Origin of the sequence: Nocardia veterana NBRC 100344 (genome assembly GCF_000308855.1) — a bacterium.
GTDB classification, from domain to species: Bacteria; Actinomycetota; Actinomycetes; order Mycobacteriales; family Mycobacteriaceae; genus Nocardia; species Nocardia veterana.
In genome coordinates, this window is sequence record NZ_BAGM01000089.1 from 1 (window position 1) to 19901 (window position 19901).

The window sequence follows — 19901 nt, forward strand, 5'->3', positions numbered from 1 at the left end:
CGAGCTGTAACCCCAGGATGCGGTCCAGGGCGCATGCGCCCCGGTCGGTCAGCCGCAGTGCTCGCCGGCCACCAGGTCGGTCCACCCAGCCCGCCGATTCCATCCGGCTGAGTATCGCGGCACCGAGCGCTCCGCTCAGATGGTGGCGCTGCTCGCTCCAGTCCACGCAGAAACGCAGCAGCGGTCGTCGCTGCTTGCGGGCGGCGGCCAGGTCGACGCCGAGTTCGCCGAACAGCGCGTCCGCATCCGGTCCGAGTTCGTACGGGTGCTCCGCCAGCGGCGCCGAGATCGGATCTCCTTGCGCGCGTTGGGTTCCCGCGACGCCATCGGTGCGGGTCAGAGCCTTGTGCTCGAGCAGCGCCTCGGTCACGGCGACGCCGAGTTGCCCGGCGAGGTGGTCGTAACAACTGCGGGCCCGGCGCAGGGCCGCGGCGCGGGTGGATTCGCGCAGCGACCGCACCGGCCGAGTGGGGGCGAGTACGGCCAGCGCTTCGATCGCGGCGCCGACCTGCGGGTTGGCCATCCGGTAGTAGCGGTGGCGGCCGGACTGCTCCACGGTGAGCAGACCGCCCTCCACCAGACGGGACAGATGCTCGCTGGCCGTGGAGGCGGCGACACCGGATTCGGCGGCCAGCACCGAGGCCGGCAGCGCGCTACCGTCGGCCAACCCGATCATGATCCGGGCCCGGGTCGGATCGGCCAGGAGCGCGCCGACGGCGGCGATATCGGAATATCCGTAGAGGGGTCGGCGATCGGTCATAGGGCCAGTCTGCCGCGCCGACACTTCGGCCCCTACCGAACCGTCGTCAGCACGCACCGAGCAACCGACATCACCGGTCAGGGCCGTCCGTCGCGACGAACGCTTCGGCCCACACCGAAGGGTTTCACCGCGACACTGCGGATATGACCTCTTCACCCACTATCGGCCGGGAGCGCGCCGCCGTTCTGACAGTGATGTGCGCCGGTATGTTTCTGGTCCTGCTGGACGTGACCATCGTCAATGTCGCGCTGCCGGCGATCGGACGCGGATTGCACGCACAGGTGTCGTCGCTGCAGTGGGTGGTCGACGGATATGTCGTCGCCATCGCCGGACTGCTGCTCGCGGCCGGGACGATCGGCGACCGTATCGGTCACCGCCGCATGCTGCTCACCGGATTCGCGGTGTTCGGCCTGGCGTCGCTGGCCTGCGCCGTCGCACCCACGATCGGTGTTCTGATCGGAGCTCGGGTCGTGCAGGGCGTGGGCGGGGCACTGCTGCTGCCCAGCACGATGGCGGTGATCGTGGACGTCTTCCCGGACCGGGCCGAGCAGGCGAAGGCGCTGGGCACGTGGGCGGCGGTCTCCTCGCTGGCGTTGCCCGCGGGACCGCTGCTCGGTGGCGTTCTGGTCGATCGCTTCGGATGGCGCCCGGTGTTCTGGATCGCGGTGCCGCTGACGCTCGTGGCAACGGCAGGCGCCCGGCTCGTCGTCCCGGCCACCGAACCGCACCGGACCGGTCGCATCGACGTGCGGGGGCTCACCGGATTCGTCGTCGGCCTGGGCGCATCGGTCTTCGCGATCATCTCCGCGGGCCATCAGGCGGGACGGGGCACCGTCGCCGCGGCGGCGGTTCTCGCAGTGGCGGCGCTCGCCGTGGCATTCGCGGGTGCGCATCGCAGGGCCAACCCGTTTCTCCCGGTGGATCTGTTGCGGCACAAGGAATTCCTCGCACCGAATGTCGTCGCGTGGATGATGAATCTGATCTTCAACGGCATCCTGTTCGTCGGCATGCTGTATCTACAGGACACCCTCGGCCGGTCGCCCGCGGCGGCGGGCGCCACCGTCCTGCCCCTGGCGTTGCCGCTGGTGCTGCTGGCGCCGATATCGGGCCGGCTCACCGCCCGCTACGGACCGCGCCCGGCCGTCGCGCTCGGCTGCGGTCTGGCGGCCTGCGGCTCACTGCTGCTGATCGGGTTGCGGGCCGACGGCGGCACGGCCTGGCTGCTCGCCGCGTTCACGGTGCTGGGCTCCGGATCCGGATTGATCACCACCGCGGTGGTCGCGGCAACCGTGCGCGCCACACCGGCCGACCGGTCCGGATTGGCCACCGGGATGTCCAATACCGCCCGGCAGGTCGGGACCGCCTGCGGCGTAGCGATTTTCGGTGCGGTGGCCGGATCGCCGACCGATGCGGGGTTCGTCGGCTCGATCCATCTGCTCGCGGTCGGATCGACGATCGCATGGGTGATCGCGTGGGCGATCACCGTCGCCGCCGTCGAATCGACCGGCCGCAGCGACGCCGCGCAGGCCGCGACGACCGCGCCGGCCCGCCGCTGACCGGTACCGCGCACCGCGGACACGCCCATACGTGACTGTCCGAAACCGCACGAGGGCATAGGCTTTCGAATGAACGTGCGATACGGCGAAAGGTATGCGGTGACGACGGATCGGATCGAGGAGATACGGGCCGAGCTGCTCGACGACCTGCGCGACGGGATCTCCTTCGCCGCCGAGCAGATGGCCGACACCCTGGCCGAGATGGTCGCCCAGCAGGCCGAGGAGCGACCCCGCGACGGTGAACTGCTCACCCGCCGGCTGGGCCTCACCGGCGTTCGTCCGGAGACGCTCACCCTGCTGGGCGCACGCCTGGAACTGTCGCGCGATCGAGTGCGTCAGCTGTACACCCGGGCGGCGGGACAGCTGTTGCGGCGGGTGCAGGCCACCGGATATCCCGATCCGGCGATCTTCGCCGAGCACTACCCGGTCGGCACGGGCGATCAGCGACTGGTCCGCAGCCTGCTCATCGACAGCTACGTGGGCGACGCCGATATCGCGGCGCAGGATTTGGCCTATCTGAAGCTGCGCCTGGCCGGGCACTCGCTGATCGACGCGAAACGGGTGGCGGGCTTCGTCTTTCAGCGCATCGCCGGCTGGCAGCAGCGCGGGCGCTGGCATCCGGATCGGCCCCGTACCGCCGAAGTCCCGGCCGGGCAGCTGCTTCCGTTGCTGCGCCGGGTGGAGTGGGCCGCCGGGACGGCCACGGAGCTGCCGGAGCTGCCGATCACCACCGTCGACGCCGACGACGATGCCCGGGGCGGGATGTTCGCCGAAAAGCTCGGCCGGGAAGTCACATTCGATACCGCGCTGCAGGCTCGTCTGTTGCGGATGCTCGACGCGAGCGAACAGGTCGACAGCTACGTGGAACGGCCGATCGCCGTCGACTACGACCTCGACGGCACCCCGGACTCCTACTGTCCGACGGTCGCGGTCCGGCTCACCGACGGGCGAACCCTGCTGGTGGACGTCGTGGCGCTGGGGCAGCTCGGCCTGCACGCCAACCGGGTCCGGCTCGACGCCGCCCGCGAGCAGGCCCACGCCTGCGGCTGGGGCTGGCTGGTGTTCACCGGCAGCCGCCTCGGTGAGCCGGACCTGGTGCGGCACAGTGTGTCCGCGCGGTCGGAGAACATCCTGCGCAATCGGCTCGCCGCCGGGCCGCTCGGATGGCGCGAATTCCGCAGCTGTATCGAGGGGACCGACCTGGACCCGGTGGATCTGATCGCCCTGACCCTGCGGCACCGCTGGCGCTGGGATCGGGCGCCGTTTCGCCTGGCAGCAGGATGAGCTGCGCCGCGGCGCTCAGTGCAGCATGAAGCCGGCCAGGATGAAGGTGACGATCACCAGCATCGCGAAACAGGTCATCAGCTGCCAATGCAGCATCGCCTCGCGTTGCCGCGCGATCCGCACTCGCAACCCGGCCTCCAGCCGGTCGCGGTCGGCCAGTTTCCGCCGCACGGCGTCCAGCTCGCCGGCGACCAGTTCGGCTCGTTCCAGCCGATGGTTCAGCTTGTGGATCTGTTTGGCCTTGTCCCGGGTCGCCTTGCGCGCCAAGGCCAATTCGGTGCGTTGGTCCAGCAGCTCCTGGCGCTGCTGCGCGATCATCATCGCTTGGGAATGGGTGTGGGCCTCCCAATCGCTCACCGTCGCCCACCCTCTCGTGTTCTCGTCCAGATATCCGCAGGCCAGCTCGCCCGCAACCCAACCATCAATGAATTCCCTTATACCCCAGGGTTTTTCTCGCGGAACCAGGATGCCATCGGAATCGATCACCAGACCACCCGACAGCGCCCGATACTCGCAGCCGGCCGCGGCGAAATCGTCCACGCCCAGCGCCGGGATCCGGCCGATCCAATAACCGGTCGGGCACAGCCAGAGCACCTCGTCGCAGCCTACGGCCTTCAGCCGGGCCGTACGTTTGCGCGCATGCGCGAGCGAGACCGGAGCACTGCGCACCTCGATCGCGCACAATCGCGAACCGCGCCGCCAGAGCAGTCCGGGCGTCTGGGCGCCCAGCGGTTTGTCCACCTCGGCGTCGTCGGCACCGGCCGCCAGCAGCCTGCCCCTCAACCAGTACTTGAGACGCTGCACATCCCAGTGACAATCCCCGCAGCCCGGTTCCCGGCACCGCTCGCCGGCCTGATGCCCCCGCGGATTCGGCTCCACCACAGGCAATTTCACTGTCTCCAGGGGAGCCAGTGTCGCCGCCTGCCGCCTCGTCTCGGTCCGTTCCGTCGTACTCACGCGACCACATCCCCTACCCGTGCACCCACGGCCCGTCCGGCCCGCTCCCTCCAGAGTGCCGCACGTGCCAGGGGGCTTCACGTACCCGTGACCGGTTTCGTTATCCAACCGGGAGCCCGGCGTGATCATGTCGCCGAACGAGCTGCGAATTCGGCACGATCGGACACCGGCGTGATCGGGACGCGGCGAGATCGGGCCGCGGCGGGATGGACGGACCGGGGTGAACGGCAGGACCGCAGCGGTTACGCTTCGCAGATGTCCGACCCCGGATACATTCCTGTATCGCCCACCGTCCGAGCCGCTCGCACCGCCAATTCGGTCGCCTTCGCGCTGCAGGGATTCTTCCTCGCGGTCATCCTCACCGAACTGCCGCAGCAACGCGACCGCCTCGGGCTGACCGACACGATCATCTTGGTCGCGGTCGTGCTGATCTCCGGGCTCGCAGCGGGCGGCAGCCTGCTCGCCGAACGGGTCGCGGTCCGCTGGTCGAGCCGAGTGGCGTTGCGGGCCGGGCTGGCGCTGGTCGCGGTGACCGGGATCGCGATCGCGGTGGCGCCCGATATCGTGGTCGCTCTCCTCGCGCTCGGCTGCTACGGAATCGCGGTCGGCATGGTCGACGCCGGGACGAATATGCAGGCCGTGTTCATTCAGCACGGCTACGGACGGTTCGTCCTGTCGTCGTTCTATGCCGCGTGGAGCGCCGGCTCGATCCTGGGTGCGCTGTTCGTCTCCGGCTGCGAGAAGGCGGGCATCACACTGCCGTACGCGGTGGCGATCGCGGCGGCCGTGGTCGCGGCCGCGAGTGCGGTGTTCGGGCCGCGGTTGCTCGGCGCCGGGCAGGCCGAGGCGCATCCGGCCGATTCGTCCGGCCCCGCCCCCGACCCGAAAAGCGTTGCGGTGGTGCCGTTACGGTCGTATCTGGCGCTCGGCATCGCGATGGCGCTGGTTTTCGCGATCGACCTCGCGGTGGGCAATTGGTCGGCGCTGTATCTGACCGACGATCTGCTGTCCTCCTCGGCGACAGCGGCTTTGGCGCTGGCCGCCTATCAGGGCGCGTCCCTGATCACCCGGCTCTCGGGCGACTGGTGGGTGCGACGTTTCGGCGCGCGTGCCGTGGTGCGGGTTGCGGCCGGCATCGGCGTGCTCGGGCTGGCGCTGGTGGTCGCGGCGCCCGGGCCGGTCGTCGCACTGGCGGGCTTCCTGATCGCCGGACTCGGACTGCCGGTGATCGCGCCGCTGTGTTTCAGCGAGGCCGGACGGCTCACCGACGGACGGGGATTGGATGCGGTGATCGCCCGGCTCAACCTGTTCAACTACGCCGGCACGTTGATCGGCGGCGGGGTCGTCGGCGCCGTCGCGGACGCGTCGAGCCAGCGCATCGGCTTCGCGATCCCGCTGCTGTTCGCGGCGCTGTTGATCGCTGCGGCGCGGTTCTTCCGGTCGCGCACCGCAGCGGGCGAACCTTCGGCTACCCGTCCCGGACATGCTGTACTGGACACATGAGCGAGCACGAAGTCGTCGTCGACCGGGCCGGGCTCTGGGATGCCGAGGCGCTCAGCGATGTCGCGGCAGCAACCTTCCCCCTGGCCTGCCCACCGGAATTGACCGACGAGAGCATCGATACGTTCATCGCCGAGGTGTTGTCCGACGATCGCTTCGGCGACTACCTGAGCGATCCCCAGCGCACCGTGCTCAAGGCGGTCGCCGGTGGCGACATCGTCGGCTACACGATGCTGATCGACGGCGATCCGGCGGACCCGGCGGTGGCCGCGGTGATCGACCGCCGTCCGGCGCTCGAGATCAGCAAGATGTACGTGCTGCCCGGGCACCACGGCAGCGGTGTGTCGTCCGCGCTGATGGGGGCGGCGGTCGAGCATGCGCGGCGCGGCGGCTATTCGGTGGTGTGGCTGGGCGTCAATCAGCACAACGAGCGCGCCCAGCGCTTCTACGGGAAGCACGGCTTCCGCAGTGTCGGAACGAAAACCTTCACCGTGGGGGCACAGTTGTGCCACGACTATGTGATGCAGCTGAGTCTGTGAATCGGCTACCGGGCCGGCCGATTCCGGCCCGGGCAGCCGAATCATCCGCTCAGGACAGCAGTTTCGCCTTCAACGCGGTGATGTCGGCGTCGGTCAGCTTCAAGCCTTCGCGCACGTAGTCGTCGAAACTGCCGTAGCTCCGGTTCACCTGATCGAAGGCGGCGTCCAGGGCCGAGAGCGTCACACCGTTGAGCGGGTCGCCGGCCGCCGCGGCGCGGTAGTGGTTCGACAGCAGGAAGTCGTAGTTCACGGTGTCGCGGTCGACGCCGAGGATGGTCAGCAGCACCGCCGCGGTCCAGCCGGTGCGGTCCTTACCGGCCGAGCAGTGGAACAACACCGAACCGTCGGTTCCGGCGATGTCGCGCAGGACGCCGGCGAACGCGTCACTCGCCCCCGGAGCGGTGATGAACGCGCGATACAGGTCGCTGCCCGCGCTGAGCGTCGTTGCCATCACCTGCGGCGGTGCGTGACCGATCACGTCCCGCACCTGCAGGGTCGCCCCGACCGGCACCCGGTCGGGGTTCGGCAGCCGCTCGAAATCGGTGCGCAGATCCTCGACGAAGCGCAGATTCCGGGCGGTCAGCGATGCGGAATCGGCATCGGAGAGGGCGCTCAGATCGGCGGAACGGAAGACCACACCGGTTCGCACCAGGTGACCGTCGGTGGTGCGGTAACCGCCGAGATCGCGAGCATTCTGCACGCTCGCCAGCTGCAGCGAGCGGTCGTCGACGTTCACCGATACCGACGGCGGCGCGGCCGGCGGGTCCGCGGCGACCGCGACACCGAGCGCCGGACCGGCCGCGATGAGGGCTCCGGCCGCGACCGTGGCGGCCCAGCGAAGGGAACGAGTGGCCATGTCAGCTCCGATCAGACAGATACTGGACGATCGTCCATGACAGTGTCGCCTCCCGACGGTACGCCGTACGGTATCGGCTCAGCCCGCCGGGACCTCGAACCGCGACAGGGCCAGCAGACGCGAGATCGCACGCAGATACTTCTTGCGGTACCCGCCGCCCAGCATCTCCTCGGAGAAGATCTTGTCCAGCGGCACCCCGGAAACGGTGACCGGAGTACCGGCGTCGTAGAGCCGGTCGGCCAGCACCACCATGCGCAGCGCGACGGCCTGATCGGTGATGGTGTGCACCGCCGAGATGTAGACCGCGGAGACCCCGGCGATCAGCGAGCCGTACTTCGACGGATGCAGTGTGCTGAGATGGGCCAGCAGTGCGTCGAACTCGTCGAGGGTGGAATTCGGTGTGGCCCCGGCCTTTTCGGCCAGCAGCGCCGGATCGGTGGGCTCGGGCGCCGGCGGCAGATCGCGATGCCGGTAGTCGGGGCCGTCGACCCGGACCGTCTCGAACAGCGAGCCCAGTTTCCGGATCTCCCGCAGGAAGTCCTGGGCCGCGAACCGTCCCTCGCCCAGCTGATCGGGCAGCGTGTTCGAGGTCGCCGCCACCGACACCCCGCGTGCGGTCAATTCGGTGAGCAACCGCGACACCAACATGGTGTCGCCCGGATCGTCGAGCTCGAACTCGTCGATGCACAGCACACTGTTGCCGCCGAGCCGTTCCACCGCATTGGTGAAACCCAGGGCGCCGACCAGATTGGTCACCTCACCGAAGGTACCGAACGACTTCGGGCCCGGTACGGCGTGGAAGATCGACGCCAGCAGGTGCGTCTTACCCACACCGAAACCACCGTCGAGATACAGGCCCGCGCCGTCGACCTGCTTCTTCTTGCCGAACAACGTCTTCTTACCGGCGGCCGCGTGGATCTTGCCGACCCGCTGCGCGAAGTCCTCGGCCGCGCGCACCGCCGCCGCCTGGCTCGGTTCCTTCGGATCGGGAATGTAGGAGGCGAAACTCACCTCGTCGAAGGTGGGCGGCGGCACCATCTGGGCGATGAGTTGATCGGCCGGAACCTCCGGATGACGATCGACGAGGCGTTGTTGCACGCTCGTAGCGTACTGACGTGGTGTGATCGGACCTTATGCAGCGTGTCCCCGATGCGATCCAGTTCACAGCGCTCACCACCGACGGTGCGGGTGAGATCACCGATCTGGTTCAGCTCTACACCTATCCGGCCGCGCTCACCGCGCCCTGGATCCGGGTCAACTTCATCGCCAGCCTCGACGGCGCCGTCACCGTCGACGACCGTTCGGGAGCCCTGGGCCGGCCCGCCGACGCCACCGTCTTCGCCATCCTGCGTGACCTGGCCGACGTCGTCGTGGTCGGTGCCGGTACCGCGCGGACCGAGAACTACGGCGGCGCGCGCACCGACTCGCGGCGCCGGATGCGGTTGCACCACCACGGCCTGGGCGGCGCTCGCGACGGCGCACCGCCGCCGATCGCGGTCGTCACCGCCAGTGCCGCACTGGATCCGGCGAGCCGGTTGTTCACCGACACCCAGCGCCCGCCGCTCATCCTCACCACCGCCGCCGCCGACCCCGACCGCAAACGTCTGCTCGCCGAAACCGGCGCGGAAGTGATCGAGGCGGGCCAGAGCACCGTCACCGCCGCCGATATCCGCCGGGTACTCGGCGAGCGCGGCCTGGTGCGCGTGCTGTGCGAGGGCGGCCCGTCCCTGTTCGGGGAGCTCATCGCGGCGAACGCGGTCGACGAACTGTGCCTGACCCTCTCCCCCCTGTTGGTCGGCGGCACCGCCGGGCGAATCGCGGTGTCGCCCAACGCCTTGCCGACCCCGATGAGCCTGCGCCACGCCCTGCTCGACGACGACGGCACGGTGCTCACCCGGTGGGAGCGCGGCCGCACCCAGAGCTGAAACGGCGCACCGAACCTGGCAGGCTGTAGCGCATGCGTTGGACTCGCGCCGCCCTGCTGGCCTCGTCGCTGACGGTTCTGCTGACCACCGCCTGTGGTGCCGGGCCCTCGCAGCGACCTGGGGTGGCGGTGGAACATCCGCACGGCGGAGCGGCCGCGACCACCGCGACCAGCACGGCGCCGCCGCCCCCGCCGCAGGCCCAGGTTCCCAAGACCGATCTGTCCTGGCACGATTGCGCCGCACCGACATTCGATCTGCTCGGAACCGGACCCGCACCGGCGGGTGTCATCTTCGAATGCGCGGAATTCTCCGCCCCGATCGATGCCGGCGGCAGCGTGCTGGGCACCTTCCGGATCGCCGCGGTACGTGCCCGCACGCCGCAGACACCGGCGGACGCGGCGCCGCTGGTGCTGACCTCCGGAAGCGACCGCTCGTCGACGGCCACCGTCGCCGGGCTGGTATCCGGTCCGGGTTCCGCCATTCTGAGCAGTCGGCCGGTCGTCGGCGTCGACCACCGCGGCCTCGGCAGCTCGCAGCCGATCGACTGCCTGCCCGGCGACATTCGCCAGGGCCTGGCCGACAATGGTCAGTTCGCACCCGGCGGGGGCGATCGAGTGGACGCGATGGCGACACTCAGCCAGAACGCGACCATCGCCTGTCAGGACTTCCTCCAGCCGTACCAGGGCACCTTCGACGCCCCGCACGCCGCCGACGACATCGAGCAGCTGCGCAAGCAGTGGCAGGTCGACCGGATCGATCTGCTGGGGGCCGGGAACGGTTCCCGGGTGGCGCTGAGCTATGCCGCCAAATACGGCGATCACCTGGCCCGGCTGGTGCTCGATTCACCGGAACCCGCCAACGCCGATTCCGTGACCCGCACCGAACAGCAGGTCAAGGGCGCGGAGGCGGCACTGACCGGATTCGCCCGCCGCTGTGCCGATCTCCGATGCTCGTTGGGCGCGGACCCGCGGGCGGCGATCACCGACCTCGTGAACCGGGCCGGATCCGGCCAGCTCGGCCAATTGTCGGCGGCCACGGTCACGACCACCATCAGTGCCTTCCTGGGCGACCCCCGGGCCGACCTGGTCGCGCACACGGCCGAACTGGCCGATGCGCTGGCGGCGGCGGGGCGCGGCGACACCGGACCGCTGCAGGGGCTGGTGACCCGCGAGACCGCGGCGGTCGGCGCCGACGGGCAGTTCGTGTCCCGCTGCAGCGACAATCAGCAGCCGGCCACCCCCGACCGGGCCAAACAGCTGGAGAACGAGTGGGGGACGAAGTATCCGGTGTTCGGGCGATCGGCGGCGACCGGGTTGATGGCCTGTTCGGCGTGGCCCGCGGCGCAGGCGCCGCGGCTGCCGGACAAGTTCGCACTGCCGGTGCTGGTGCTGGGCACCGCCGCCGACCCGGTCGTCGGCGGAGACGGCCGGTCCTCGGTCACCGGGGCGCTCGGCGCGGCGGGCGCCCGCACCGCGACCGTGCAGTGGCAGGGCTGGGGGCATCCGGTGTTCACCCATTCCGGCTGCGCCCAGCAGAACATCGTCGGCTATCTGAAGGATGCGACGCTGCCCGCGGACGGCACCGCCTGCCCGGCCTGAGGTCATCCGCCGGGCGGGCGCGACGTGGCCTACGGCACGCTTTACGGCGGGTCCGCGCAACCATCGCCCGGGTTTCCGGTGTACCGTGCCCCAGTGTTCCTTCGTCAGCTCGAGCCGCGCACCGCTCGCACCACCGCCGAAGTGTTCAACTTCGCACTGTGGCCGTTTGCGATCCTCACAGTGCTGCATCAGGTCGTCGTCAAAGGGACCAATTTCAGCATCACCGACGATTTCGCACCGGTCTACAAGGCCTCGTTGGCTTTCCTCAACGGGCGTGCCATCTACGGTGAGAACTTCGACCTGGTCGATCCGCACTACCTGTACCCGCCCAGTGGCACCCTGCTGATCGCGCCGCTGGCGGCAATCGATCCGGAGAAGTCGCGCTGGTGTTTCATCGCGCTCAACGCGGTGGCGATCATCCTGGCCTGGTATCTGCTGCTGCGCTTGTTCAAGTATTCGACCAGGTCGGTAGCCGCGCCGCTGCTGCTGTTGCTGATGTTCGCCTCCGAAACCGTGATCAACACACTGGGTTTCGGCAATGTCAACGGCTGTCTGCTGCTGGCCGAGGTGCTGTTCATCCACCTGCTGCTGCAGCGCCGGGATCTGCTGGCCGGGCTGGTCATGGGCCTCACCATCGCGGTGAAACCGACCCTGGCGCCACTGCTGCTGATACCGCTGGCGCGTAGGCAGTGGCAGGTCTTCGTCACCGCCCTCGGCGTTCCGGTGGTGCTGACGGCGATCGCCTGGCCGCTGATCAAGGACCCGATGGATTTCGTCCATCGCACGCTGCCGTATCTGCTCAAGTCGCGCGACTACTTCAACAGCGCCATTGTCGGCAACGCCGAGTACTACGGGCTGCCGGTGTGGCTGACCTGGAGTATGCGCATCGTGCTCGGTGTGCTGGTGCTGATCTCGCTGTGGCTGCTGTACCGCTACTGCCGCGACGACGAACTGTTCTTCGTCTGCACCGCCTCGGGCGTGATCCTGACCGCCTCCTGGCTACTGCCCGGCCTGGGCCAGCAGTACTACTCGATGATGCTGTTCCCGTTCCTGATGACCGTGGTGCTGCGTAATTCGGTGCTGCGCAATTGGCCGGCCTGGCTGGCGATCTTCGGCTTCATGACCTACGACAAGTGGCTGCTCGACCATTGGCAGAGCGCTGGGCGGGCACTCGAGTACCTGCGGGTGACCTTCGGCTGGGCGCTGCTGCTGATCGTGGTGTTCTGCGTGCTCGGCGACCGCTATCTGGTGGCGCGTCGCGAGGGGCGGCTGGATTCGGGTATCGAACCCGCCTTCCTGCTGCCGCCCGAGGCCGCCCCGGGCCCGAAGACCACCGGCCCGGTGGTGCCGCCGGTCAACGGGCGGGAACCGACCCCGGCCGACGACGAGGCGGTGGACCCGCCCGCGCCCTCCGAGGCCGGCGCCCTGCGCTGAGCGGATGATCACGCGCCCGGTCGTGGGGCGCCGGGGCCACTAGACTCGCGTCATGAGCTCCCAGGACCAGTCCCGGACGACCTCGTCGCTTCCGGCCCCCAAGATCGAGCTGACTCCGCAGCAGTGGCGGGCACGCCTGACGCCGGAGGAATACGCGGTGCTCCGGGAAGCCGGCACCGAGCGGCCGTTCACCGGCGAATACACCGATACCGAGACCGTCGGCGTCTACACCTGCCGGGCCTGCGGTGCCGAATTGTTCCGCAGCACCGAGAAATTCCATTCGCACTGCGGTTGGCCGTCGTTCTTCGACCCGGCCGATTCCGATGCGGTGATCCTGCGCTCCGACGACTCGCTGGGTATGCACCGGGTGGAGGTGCTGTGCGCCAACTGCCACAGCCACCTCGGGCACGTGTTCGAGGGCGAGGGCTACCCCACCCCGACCGACAAGCGGTACTGCATCAACTCGATCGCGCTGCGCCTGCACCCCTCGGACGACGCTGCGGGCTGATCTCGACGCCGGGACGAGCACCGGATCCGCCGCACCGGGCACCCGCCGACCGCTGCGGATCGCGCGCCGAGCAGGCGCGCGACCGAGCCGACGGCAAGACCCTACGGGTTCGGTGGCGGTCCGGCACGCCCCGAATTCCGGGGGCAGGCCCGGGCGCTCAGGGCAGCGCGTTCACCAACTGCTCGATCTCCACCCGTGGGCCGCTGAAGAACGGGATCTCCTCGCGCACATGGTTGCGCGCGTCGGTCGCGCGCAGGTCCCGCATCAGGTCGACGATGCGATGCAGTTCCGGCGCCTCGAAGGCGAGGATCCACTCGTAATCGCCCAGCGCGAACGAGGCGACCGTATTGGCTCGGACGTCCGGGTAGGCGCGGGCCTGCTTGCCGTGGTCGGCCAGCATGCGGCGGCGCTCCTCGTCGGGCAGCAGGTACCAGTCGTAGGAGCGGACGAACGGGTACACGCAGATGTAGTTGCCCGGCTCCTCACCGGCCAGGAAGGCCGGGATGTGGCTCTTGTTGAATTCGGCCGGGCGGTGGATCGCGGCGTTGCTCCAGACCGGGGTGCTCGCCCGCCCGAGGTCGGTGGTGCGACGGAAATCGGCATAGGCGGCCTGCAGATCCTCGATCCGCTCGGCATGCCACCAGATCATGAAATCGGCGTCGGCGCGCAGCCCGGCCACGTCGTACAGCCCGCGCACGACCACCCCGCGCTCCGCGAGCGAGTCGAAGAACTCGCGCGCCTGTTTCACCACCGTGTCCCGCTGGTCGCCGAGTTCTCCGGGCCGGACCTGGAAGACCGAGAACATCAGGTACCGGATGGTCGAGTTGAGAGCTTGGTAATCGAGTCGCGCCATGGCCTCCATCGTGCCACTGGGCGTCGGCGGGCAGAACGGGCGCACCCCGTGTTCTGCGGCACGGCCCACCGGTCGCGGCGGCGCTGGGTGGCACAACCGTTCGGCGGCAGCGGCTGCTCACGGGCCACACCCGGCCCGACACTTCGGCAGCGCACACCATTCGGCGGAATCGCAAAGGGCGCAGTGGGCCCGCAGACCGAGGCTCGCACCCCGAGCGCGGGCCACGAAGATGTGCCGACGCACTCGTAGGCGCGGAGCCATCCTCGGGGTGGACGACGCCGACTGGGCGGTCAGCGCGACAGAATGCGTTGCGCCGCAGCGGTTCCCGAGGCGGCGCAGGCCGGAACCCCGACGCCGTGCAGATACGCCCCGGCGACCGCCAGGCCGGGCAGGGCCGCGACCGCCGATTCCAGTTCCGCGATCCGGGCGGTGTGCCCGGGAGCGTATTGCGGGAGCCCGCCGCGCCAGCGTTGCACCAGGGCGGTTTCGGGCCGAACGGCCAGGCCGGTGACCGTGGCCAGATCCGCCACGGCGGCCGCCACGAGTTCCTCGTCCGGCCAGCTCAACGGGGTGTCGTCGCCGAAGCGGCCGAAGGAGGCGCGAACCAGTGCCACATCGCGCTCGGCCAGATGCGGCCACTTGCGGCTGGAGAGAGTGAAAGCCTTGGCACGCAACGGTTCTCCGGTGGCGACCAGGATGCCGGAATTGTCGGGGAGCGGGGTGTCGGCAGGCAGGCCCAACGCGACCACGGCCGAGGAGGACAGGTCGACGGCCGCGGCGGCCGCGGCGGCGTCCGGGGCGACCGTCCGCAGCAACGTCGCGGTGACCGGCGCCGGGGTGGCCAGGATCACCGCGTCGGCCGCGCCGACGGGGTCGACCAGCCAGCCGCTCCCGGTGCGGGTGAGACCGGTTGCCGGCGTATCGGTTTCGAGCTTCGGCGCGGCTACCTCGCGCAGCGCGTCGAGCAGGACTCGGTACCCGTCGCGCAGGCCGCCGAAGACCGGGCCCGCGGACGGCGGGGGCAGGGCGTCGACTACCGCTCGGGTCAGATTCGGGGCGCCGGCGTCCAGCGCCGCGGCCAGGGTGGGAAGGGCGGCGCGGACGCCGATGGATTCCGCCCGACCGGCGTAGACCCCGCCCAGCAGCGGATCGACACTGCGCCGCACCACCTGCTCCCCGAAGCGATCGCCGACCAGTTCGGCGACCGAGACGTCGCCACCGCGCTCCCAGCGCAGCGGTCGGGTGGGCTCGGCGGCGATCCGCTCGAGCGTCTCGTCGTCGACCAGACCCGCCACGGCGTCGGGCCCGGCAGGAATACCCATCAGGGTGCGTTCCGGCAGCGGGTGGGCCGCTCCACCGGACCAGATCAGCGGTCGCCGACCCGCCGGATGCACCAATTGTTCGGACAGCCCCAATTCCGCGAGCAGCGCCGGTATTTCGGGACGACGGCCGACGAACGCCTCCGCCCCCAGGTCCACCGGCTCCCCCGCCAGCTCACCGGTGTGCAGGATCCCGCCCACCCGCGCGCGCCGCTCCAGCAGCACCAGCTCGAGTGCCGAACCGAGAGCCATCCGCAGGCGATACGCCGCGACCAGACCGCTGATCCCGCCTCCGACGACCACGACCCGCATAGCCACTCCTCACTCGTACCCGCGTCCGCGCACCTGCAACGTACCCGCCATCGGATCAGCGCCCGGGCACCGCCTCGAACCGAAGGGTTGCGCAAGCGCCGTGGACCGCCGGCCACTACGGTCCCACCGTGGACGTACCGGACCTCACCGACCTGATCGCACTCTTCGAGGACGCGCCGACACCCGCCTACGACGACCTGGAATGGCCGGTCGGACGGCATACCTTCCGGCTGACCCGCGAGCGCACCGACGTGCGGTTCTCCCTCGATCCGGCGGCCGGCGAGGCCGGCATCGTCATCGCCGCCGACGGGCAGGAGATCGTTCATCTGGGCCGGATCCGTCCGGTGGAACGGCTCTCGATCACGCGCGACCGATCCGGCGCGGAGAGTCTGCGATTGTGGGTGCCGGCCGTCTCGACCGAGCCGCTCGTCCTGTCCACCCGGCCGACGATCGCGGTGATGTGGAATGTGCGCGCGGCCGGACAGTGGTAGCCGCCGAGCCCGTTGCCCGGCAACGATTCCGGCCTACAGCGGCACGGGCAGTCCGTGGATCAGCTCCACCGCGGCGGTGATCGCGCCGGGGTCGGTCTCGGGCAGCACGCCGTGGCCCAGGTTGAAGATGTGACCGGTGGCACCCAGCGTGATCGCCTCGTCGGCCTCGTGCGCGATGCGGCGGATCTCGCGCTCGACGACCGTGCTGCCGGCGAACAGAACGGCCGGATCGAGGTTGCCCTGCAAGGCTTTTCCGGCTCCGACGCGGCGCACCGCGTCGGTCAGCGGCACCCGCCAGTCGACACCGACGACGTCGGCGCCCGCCTCCCCCATCGCGCCCAGCAGCTCGCCGGTGCCCACTCCGAAGTGAATGCGCGGCACCCCGGCCTCGGCTATCTCGGCGAAAACCCGCTCCGAATGCGGGAGCACGAATTCCCGGTACTGTGCCAGCGACAGCGCACCCGCCCACGAATCGAACAGCTGCACCGCATCGACGCCGGCCGCGATCTGGGCGCGCAGAAATTCCACGGTGATATCGGTCAGCACACCGAGCAGCTGGTGCCAGGTCTGCGGATCGTCGAGCATCAGCGCCTTGGTGTGTTCGTGCTGCCGGCTGGGACCGCCCTCCACCAGATACGACGCGAGAGTGAAAGGCGCACCGGCGAATCCGATCAACGGCGTCTCGCCGAGTTCGCCGAGCAACAACCGCACCCCGTCGGTGACCGCGCCGACCTCCTCACGCCGCAACCGCGGCAGGCCCCGCACGTCGGCGACCGAGCGCACCGGATTCGCGATCACCGGTCCGACACCGGGCACGATGTCGAGCTCGATCCCGGCCGCCTTCAGCGGAACGACGATGTCGGAGAACAAGATTGCGGCGTCCACGCCATGGCGCCGGATCGGTTGCATGGTGATCTCGCACACCAGCTCCGGATCGAAGCAGGATTCGAGCATCCCGATCCCGGCGCGCAGTTCCCGGTACTCCGGCAGCGAACGACCGGCCTGGCGCATGAACCAGACGGGACGACGGCTGGGTCCGGCGCCGGTGGCGGCGGCGAGGAACGGCGCATCGGACAAACGGCGGCGGGTTGGTGTGCTCATCCCCGCTATCGTAGGCCGCCGCGCTCACCGGCCCGCGCCGCCGGGTGCGTGCGACGGCCCGTAGCGGCGCGCCTCCGCGTGCCCGAGACCGTGGAGGTCTACCGTTCACTGTCGTGACACCGCTCGACTTCCGCGACGGCGCCGCACCGACCCCGGGGCCAGACAGCGAACCCGCCCAGTTTCGCGCCGCGGTCGATGCGATGGGCACCGCATCCGTCCATCCCCGGATCGAGCTTGCACCGATCCGGCCCCCACAACGCTTGGCGCCCTATTCCTACGCCATCGGAGCCGAGGTCAAACATCCCGACACCAACGTCATCCCGGTCGATTCCGACGACGACGCGTTCGGACGCCTGATCCTGCTGCACGATCCCGCAGGCCATGAGGCCTGGCACGGCGTTTTCCGATTGGTCGCCTATATCCAGGCCGATATCGACGCCGCTCTGGCCGGTGACCCGCTGTTGCCGGAGGTCGCCTGGAGCTGGCTGGTGGACGCGCTGGAATCGCGGGGTGAGGAGTTCACCGCACTGGGCGGCACGGTCACCTCCACGAGTTCGGTTCGCTACGGCGATATCGCGGGCCCGCCGCGCGCCTATCAGCTCGAGCTGCGGGCATCCTGGACGGTGGGATCGACCCAGCTCGCGCCGCATGTCGAGGCCTTCTGCGAAGTGCTGGCCTACGCCGCCGGACTGCCGCCGGCCGGTATTACTCATTTGCGTCCGCATCCGCAGATTGCCGACGACCAGTTCTGAGCGCCACGTAGAGTTCCGGCTATGCCCGAAGCCGACGAGTCCGACACCACCCCCGGGACGCCCACGACCGCCCAGCACGACGCGGACAATGCGGTTCCCCTGCTGGCACCGGCCGACGGCATTCCCCCGGTCCTCGATACCGCGCCCGAGATCGCGCAGGCTGCCGCGGCGATCGCCGCCGGCACCGGACCGCTCGCCGTCGACGCCGAACGGGCGTCCGGCTTCCGCTACTCCAACCGGGCGTATCTGATCCAGCTGCGCCGTCGGGGCAGCGGCACCTTCCTCATCGATCCCATTCCCGATCCCACCGCGGTGGACGCGCTGGCGGCGGTCATCAACGATCTGGAATGGGTCCTGCACTCCGCCGATCAGGACCTGCCCTGTCTGGCCGAACTGGGGCTGCGACCGGCCCGGCTGTTCGATACCGAACTCGGCGGACGGCTGGCCGGGTTCGAGCGGGTCGGCCTCGCCGCGATGGTGGCCAAGCTGCTCGGACGCGAACTGCGCAAAGGGCACGGCGCCGCCGACTGGTCCACCCGCCCGTTGCCGCAGGATTGGCTGAACTACGCGGCACTCGATGTGGAACTACTGGTCGAGCTGCGCGACGAGGTCGCCGCCGCGCTGTCGGAGCAGGGCAAATCCGACTGGGCGGCACAGGAATTCGAACACGTCCGCACCGCCGAGCCGGCGCCGCCGAAACCGGATCGCTGGCGGCGCACCTCGGGCATTCATACCCTGCGCCGGGCCCGGCAGCTGGCGATCGTGCGCGAATTGTGGACCGCCCGTGACGTTATCGCCCGTCAGCGCGATGTCGCGCCGGCCCGTATCCTGCCGGATTCCGCGATCATCGCTGCGGCGCAGGCCGATCCGAGGACGATTCCGCAATTGCGGGCGCTGCCGGTCTTCGGCGGCCCGCGGCAGCGGCGGTACTCCCGCGAATGGCTCACCGCCGTGGAACGCGCTCGCGCCCTGCCCGACGCTCAACTGCCCCCGATGTCGCAACCGTTCGACGGCCCGCCGCCGGTCAATCGCTGGGAACGGCGCGACCCGGCCGCCGCGGCGCGCCTGAGTGCCGCCCGCACCGCCATGAACGCGCTGTCGCAGCGGCATGCGGTGCCGGTGGAGAATCTGCTCACGCCGGACCTGCTGCGCCGCCTGTGCTGGGACGGACTACCCGAATTTCGTTCCGGCACAATCCCATCGGATCCATCGACGGCGATCGGCAAATACCTCGAGGCCGGCGGTGCCCGGCCCTGGCAGCGCGAACTGGCGGTGCCGGCCCTCGTCGCGGCGCTGTTTCCGGCGGCCGGTCAGTCCTCGTAGACGGGCGTGCGCCGATCACGCCGGGCGCGGATCGCCTCGTCGAAGTTCTCGGTGGTGAGTCGCACGTACAGCTGAGCGGTCCCTTCGTGCTGCATATGCGATTCCAGGCTGCCGGCCTCCAGCCCGCTCCACAGCATGCGCTTGGTGAGCTCGGTGCCGACCCGGCTGTACCCGATGATCCGCTCGGCCAGGTCGTAACAGGTGTCGAGCAGTTTCTCGGAAGCCACTGTGCGCGAGACCAATCCGATGCGTTCGGCCTCGGCGGCGTCGATGTCGCGTCCGGACAGCATGATCTCGAAGGCGCGGGAGGCGCCGATCGCGCGCGGCAGCAGATAGCTGATACCGAGTTCGGCCGAGGTCAGTCCGTTGTTGATGCCGGCGGCGCGGAAGTACGCCTGCTCCGACGCGATGCGGATATCGGTGGCCATGCTCAGGCAGAAGCCGCCGCCGATCGCGGCACCGTTCACCGCGGCGATCACCGGCTGATGCATCCGCCGCAGCGTGGTCATCACATTGTCGAGCAGATCCATCGAGCGGCGCGCCACAGTGGTGCGGGTGAGCCCCTCGATATTCGGCACCCGCCCGGCCCCCTGAAGGTCGGCGCCCGAGCAGAAGCCGTGGCCCGCACCGGTGAGGACCACGACCCGGACGTCGTTGTCGGCGGCCACGGCCTCGAGTGTCTCGCGCAGCGGGATCATCACATCGAAGGCCATCGCGTTCATCCGCTCGGGCCGATTGAGGGTGACCAGCGCGATCTGCGGGCGCGGCTTCTCGACGAGAACGAACGACATGCAGACTCCTACCGGCGACGAAAACTGTAACCGGTTTCAGAA

Annotated in this window: 19 protein-coding genes; 11 read left to right on the forward strand and 8 right to left on the reverse strand. The window is 69.7% G+C overall.

The annotated features are described in order from the left end of the window. A partial coding sequence (locus ON37_RS15315; protein ID WP_040720232.1) for an ArsR/SmtB family transcription factor occupies nt 1-760 on the reverse strand: 760 nt, incomplete at its 3' end. A 143-nt stretch (nt 761-903) separates the two neighbouring features. Here ON37_RS15315 and ON37_RS15320 point away from each other — a divergent pair. Together ON37_RS15320 and ON37_RS15325 are read left to right on the forward strand one after the other, a co-directional pair. Continuing rightward, nucleotides 904-2316: an MFS transporter gene (locus ON37_RS15320; protein ID WP_051031628.1), complete on the forward strand. Its 1413-nt coding sequence runs from the start codon at nt 904-906 to the stop codon at nt 2314-2316. Between the two features lie 99 nt (nt 2317-2415). Beyond that, entirely contained in the window at nt 2416-3600 is a 1185-nt protein-coding gene (locus ON37_RS15325; protein WP_040720252.1) for a hypothetical protein, read from the forward strand. Nucleotides 3601-3615: 15 nt separating this feature from the next. Here ON37_RS15325 and ON37_RS15330 read toward each other — a convergent pair whose 3' ends face one another. Next, nucleotides 3616-4557 carry a coiled-coil domain-containing protein gene (locus ON37_RS15330; RefSeq protein ID WP_245553209.1) on the reverse strand — a complete coding sequence of 314 codons (942 nt, stop codon included), beginning with the start codon at nt 4555-4557 and terminating at the stop codon, nt 3616-3618. Between the two features lie 255 nt (nt 4558-4812). Between ON37_RS15330 and ON37_RS15335 the strand changes: the two genes are divergently transcribed. After that, nucleotides 4813-6060 (forward strand): MFS transporter, encoded by a 1248-nt coding sequence (locus ON37_RS15335; protein ID WP_040720253.1) that lies wholly within the window; start codon nt 4813-4815, stop codon nt 6058-6060. Beyond that, the gene (locus ON37_RS15340) at nt 6057-6596 is read left to right on the forward strand and encodes a GNAT family N-acetyltransferase (protein WP_040720236.1); all 540 of its coding nucleotides are present in this window, start codon (nt 6057-6059) and stop codon (nt 6594-6596) included. The genes ON37_RS15335 and ON37_RS15340 overlap by 4 nt, the downstream gene beginning before the upstream one ends. Before the next feature lie 49 nt (nt 6597-6645). Here ON37_RS15340 and ON37_RS15345 read toward each other — a convergent pair whose 3' ends face one another. Together ON37_RS15345 and zapE are read right to left on the reverse strand one after the other, a co-directional pair. Beyond that, on the reverse strand, nt 6646-7452 hold the full coding sequence (locus tag ON37_RS15345) for a tyrosine-protein phosphatase (RefSeq protein ID WP_040720237.1): 807 nt from the start codon (nt 7450-7452) through the stop codon (nt 6646-6648). 78 nt (nt 7453-7530) lie between these two features. Then, nucleotides 7531-8550 carry a cell division protein ZapE gene (gene zapE / locus ON37_RS15350; RefSeq protein ID WP_040720238.1) on the reverse strand — a complete coding sequence of 340 codons (1020 nt, stop codon included), beginning with the start codon at nt 8548-8550 and terminating at the stop codon, nt 7531-7533. Nucleotides 8551-8585: 35 nt separating this feature from the next. Between zapE and ON37_RS15355 the strand changes: the two genes are divergently transcribed. The 4 genes from ON37_RS15355 to msrB all read left to right on the forward strand — a co-directional run bounded on the left by ON37_RS15355 (nt 8586) and on the right by msrB (nt 12917). Continuing rightward, nucleotides 8586-9377: a pyrimidine reductase family protein gene (locus ON37_RS15355; RefSeq protein ID WP_040720239.1), complete on the forward strand. Its 792-nt coding sequence runs from the start codon at nt 8586-8588 to the stop codon at nt 9375-9377. 32 nt (nt 9378-9409) lie between these two features. Next, nucleotides 9410-10975 carry an alpha/beta hydrolase gene (locus tag ON37_RS15360; protein WP_040720241.1) on the forward strand — a complete coding sequence of 522 codons (1566 nt, stop codon included), beginning with the start codon at nt 9410-9412 and terminating at the stop codon, nt 10973-10975. Between the two features lie 93 nt (nt 10976-11068). Then, complete coding sequence (locus ON37_RS15365; RefSeq protein WP_245553210.1) at nt 11069-12409, forward strand: glycosyltransferase family 87 protein; 1341 nt, start codon at nt 11069-11071, stop codon at nt 12407-12409. 52 nt (nt 12410-12461) lie between these two features. Further along, nucleotides 12462-12917: a peptide-methionine (R)-S-oxide reductase MsrB gene (gene msrB, locus ON37_RS15370; protein WP_040720242.1), complete on the forward strand. Its 456-nt coding sequence runs from the start codon at nt 12462-12464 to the stop codon at nt 12915-12917. 157 nt (nt 12918-13074) lie between these two features. Here msrB and hemQ read toward each other — a convergent pair whose 3' ends face one another. After that, entirely contained in the window at nt 13075-13770 is a 696-nt protein-coding gene (gene hemQ, locus ON37_RS15375) for a hydrogen peroxide-dependent heme synthase (RefSeq protein ID WP_040720255.1), read from the reverse strand. Between the two features lie 290 nt (nt 13771-14060). After that, a complete protein-coding gene (locus ON37_RS15380) occupies nt 14061-15401 on the reverse strand; it encodes a protoporphyrinogen oxidase (RefSeq protein ID WP_040720243.1) in 1341 nt (446 codons plus the stop codon). 128 nt (nt 15402-15529) lie between these two features. Between ON37_RS15380 and ON37_RS15385 the strand changes: the two genes are divergently transcribed. Further along, complete coding sequence (locus tag ON37_RS15385; RefSeq protein WP_040720244.1) at nt 15530-15892, forward strand: hypothetical protein; 363 nt, start codon at nt 15530-15532, stop codon at nt 15890-15892. 33 nt (nt 15893-15925) lie between these two features. On the opposite strand, the gene hemE is transcribed toward ON37_RS15385, so the two are convergent. Further along, nucleotides 15926-16993 (reverse strand): uroporphyrinogen decarboxylase, encoded by a 1068-nt coding sequence (gene hemE / locus ON37_RS15390; RefSeq protein WP_051031629.1) that lies wholly within the window; start codon nt 16991-16993, stop codon nt 15926-15928. A 113-nt stretch (nt 16994-17106) separates the two neighbouring features. Here hemE and ON37_RS15395 point away from each other — a divergent pair, with 113 nt between their 5' ends. Continuing rightward, nucleotides 17107-17745, forward strand: a complete 639-nt coding sequence (locus ON37_RS15395; protein WP_083893012.1) for a DUF3000 domain-containing protein — start codon at nt 17107-17109, stop codon at nt 17743-17745. Nucleotides 17746-17766: 21 nt separating this feature from the next. After that, a complete protein-coding gene (locus tag ON37_RS15400; protein ID WP_040720246.1) occupies nt 17767-19068 on the forward strand; it encodes an HRDC domain-containing protein in 1302 nt (433 codons plus the stop codon). Here ON37_RS15400 and ON37_RS15405 read toward each other — a convergent pair. Beyond that, nucleotides 19056-19859 (reverse strand): enoyl-CoA hydratase, encoded by an 804-nt coding sequence (locus tag ON37_RS15405; protein WP_040720247.1) that lies wholly within the window; start codon nt 19857-19859, stop codon nt 19056-19058. The two genes, ON37_RS15400 and ON37_RS15405, sit on opposite strands and share 13 nt — an antisense overlap. Nucleotides 19860-19901: the final 42 nt, after the last annotated feature.

Coding starts and splice junctions, on each gene's coding strand:
- ON37_RS15320 (WP_051031628.1), top strand. CDS start 904: ATGACCTCTTCACCCACTATCGGCCGGGAGCGCGCCGCCGTTCTGACA.
- ON37_RS15335 (WP_040720253.1), top strand. CDS start 4,813: ATGTCCGACCCCGGATACATTCCTGTATCGCCCACCGTCCGAGCCGCT.
- ON37_RS15340 (WP_040720236.1), top strand. CDS start 6,057: ATGAGCGAGCACGAAGTCGTCGTCGACCGGGCCGGGCTCTGGGATGCC.
- ON37_RS15345 (WP_040720237.1), bottom strand. CDS start 7,452: ATGGCCACTCGTTCCCTTCGCTGGGCCGCCACGGTCGCGGCCGGAGCC.
- ON37_RS15355 (WP_040720239.1), top strand. CDS start 8,586: ATGCAGCGTGTCCCCGATGCGATCCAGTTCACAGCGCTCACCACCGAC.
- ON37_RS15360 (WP_040720241.1), top strand. CDS start 9,410: ATGCGTTGGACTCGCGCCGCCCTGCTGGCCTCGTCGCTGACGGTTCTG.
- msrB (WP_040720242.1), top strand. CDS start 12,462: ATGAGCTCCCAGGACCAGTCCCGGACGACCTCGTCGCTTCCGGCCCCC.
- hemQ (WP_040720255.1), bottom strand. CDS start 13,770: ATGGCGCGACTCGATTACCAAGCTCTCAACTCGACCATCCGGTACCTG.
- ON37_RS15380 (WP_040720243.1), bottom strand. CDS start 15,401: ATGCGGGTCGTGGTCGTCGGAGGCGGGATCAGCGGTCTGGTCGCGGCG.
- hemE (WP_051031629.1), bottom strand. CDS start 16,993: ATGAGCACACCAACCCGCCGCCGTTTGTCCGATGCGCCGTTCCTCGCC.
- ON37_RS15400 (WP_040720246.1), top strand. CDS start 17,767: ATGCCCGAAGCCGACGAGTCCGACACCACCCCCGGGACGCCCACGACC.
- ON37_RS15405 (WP_040720247.1), bottom strand. CDS start 19,859: ATGTCGTTCGTTCTCGTCGAGAAGCCGCGCCCGCAGATCGCGCTGGTC.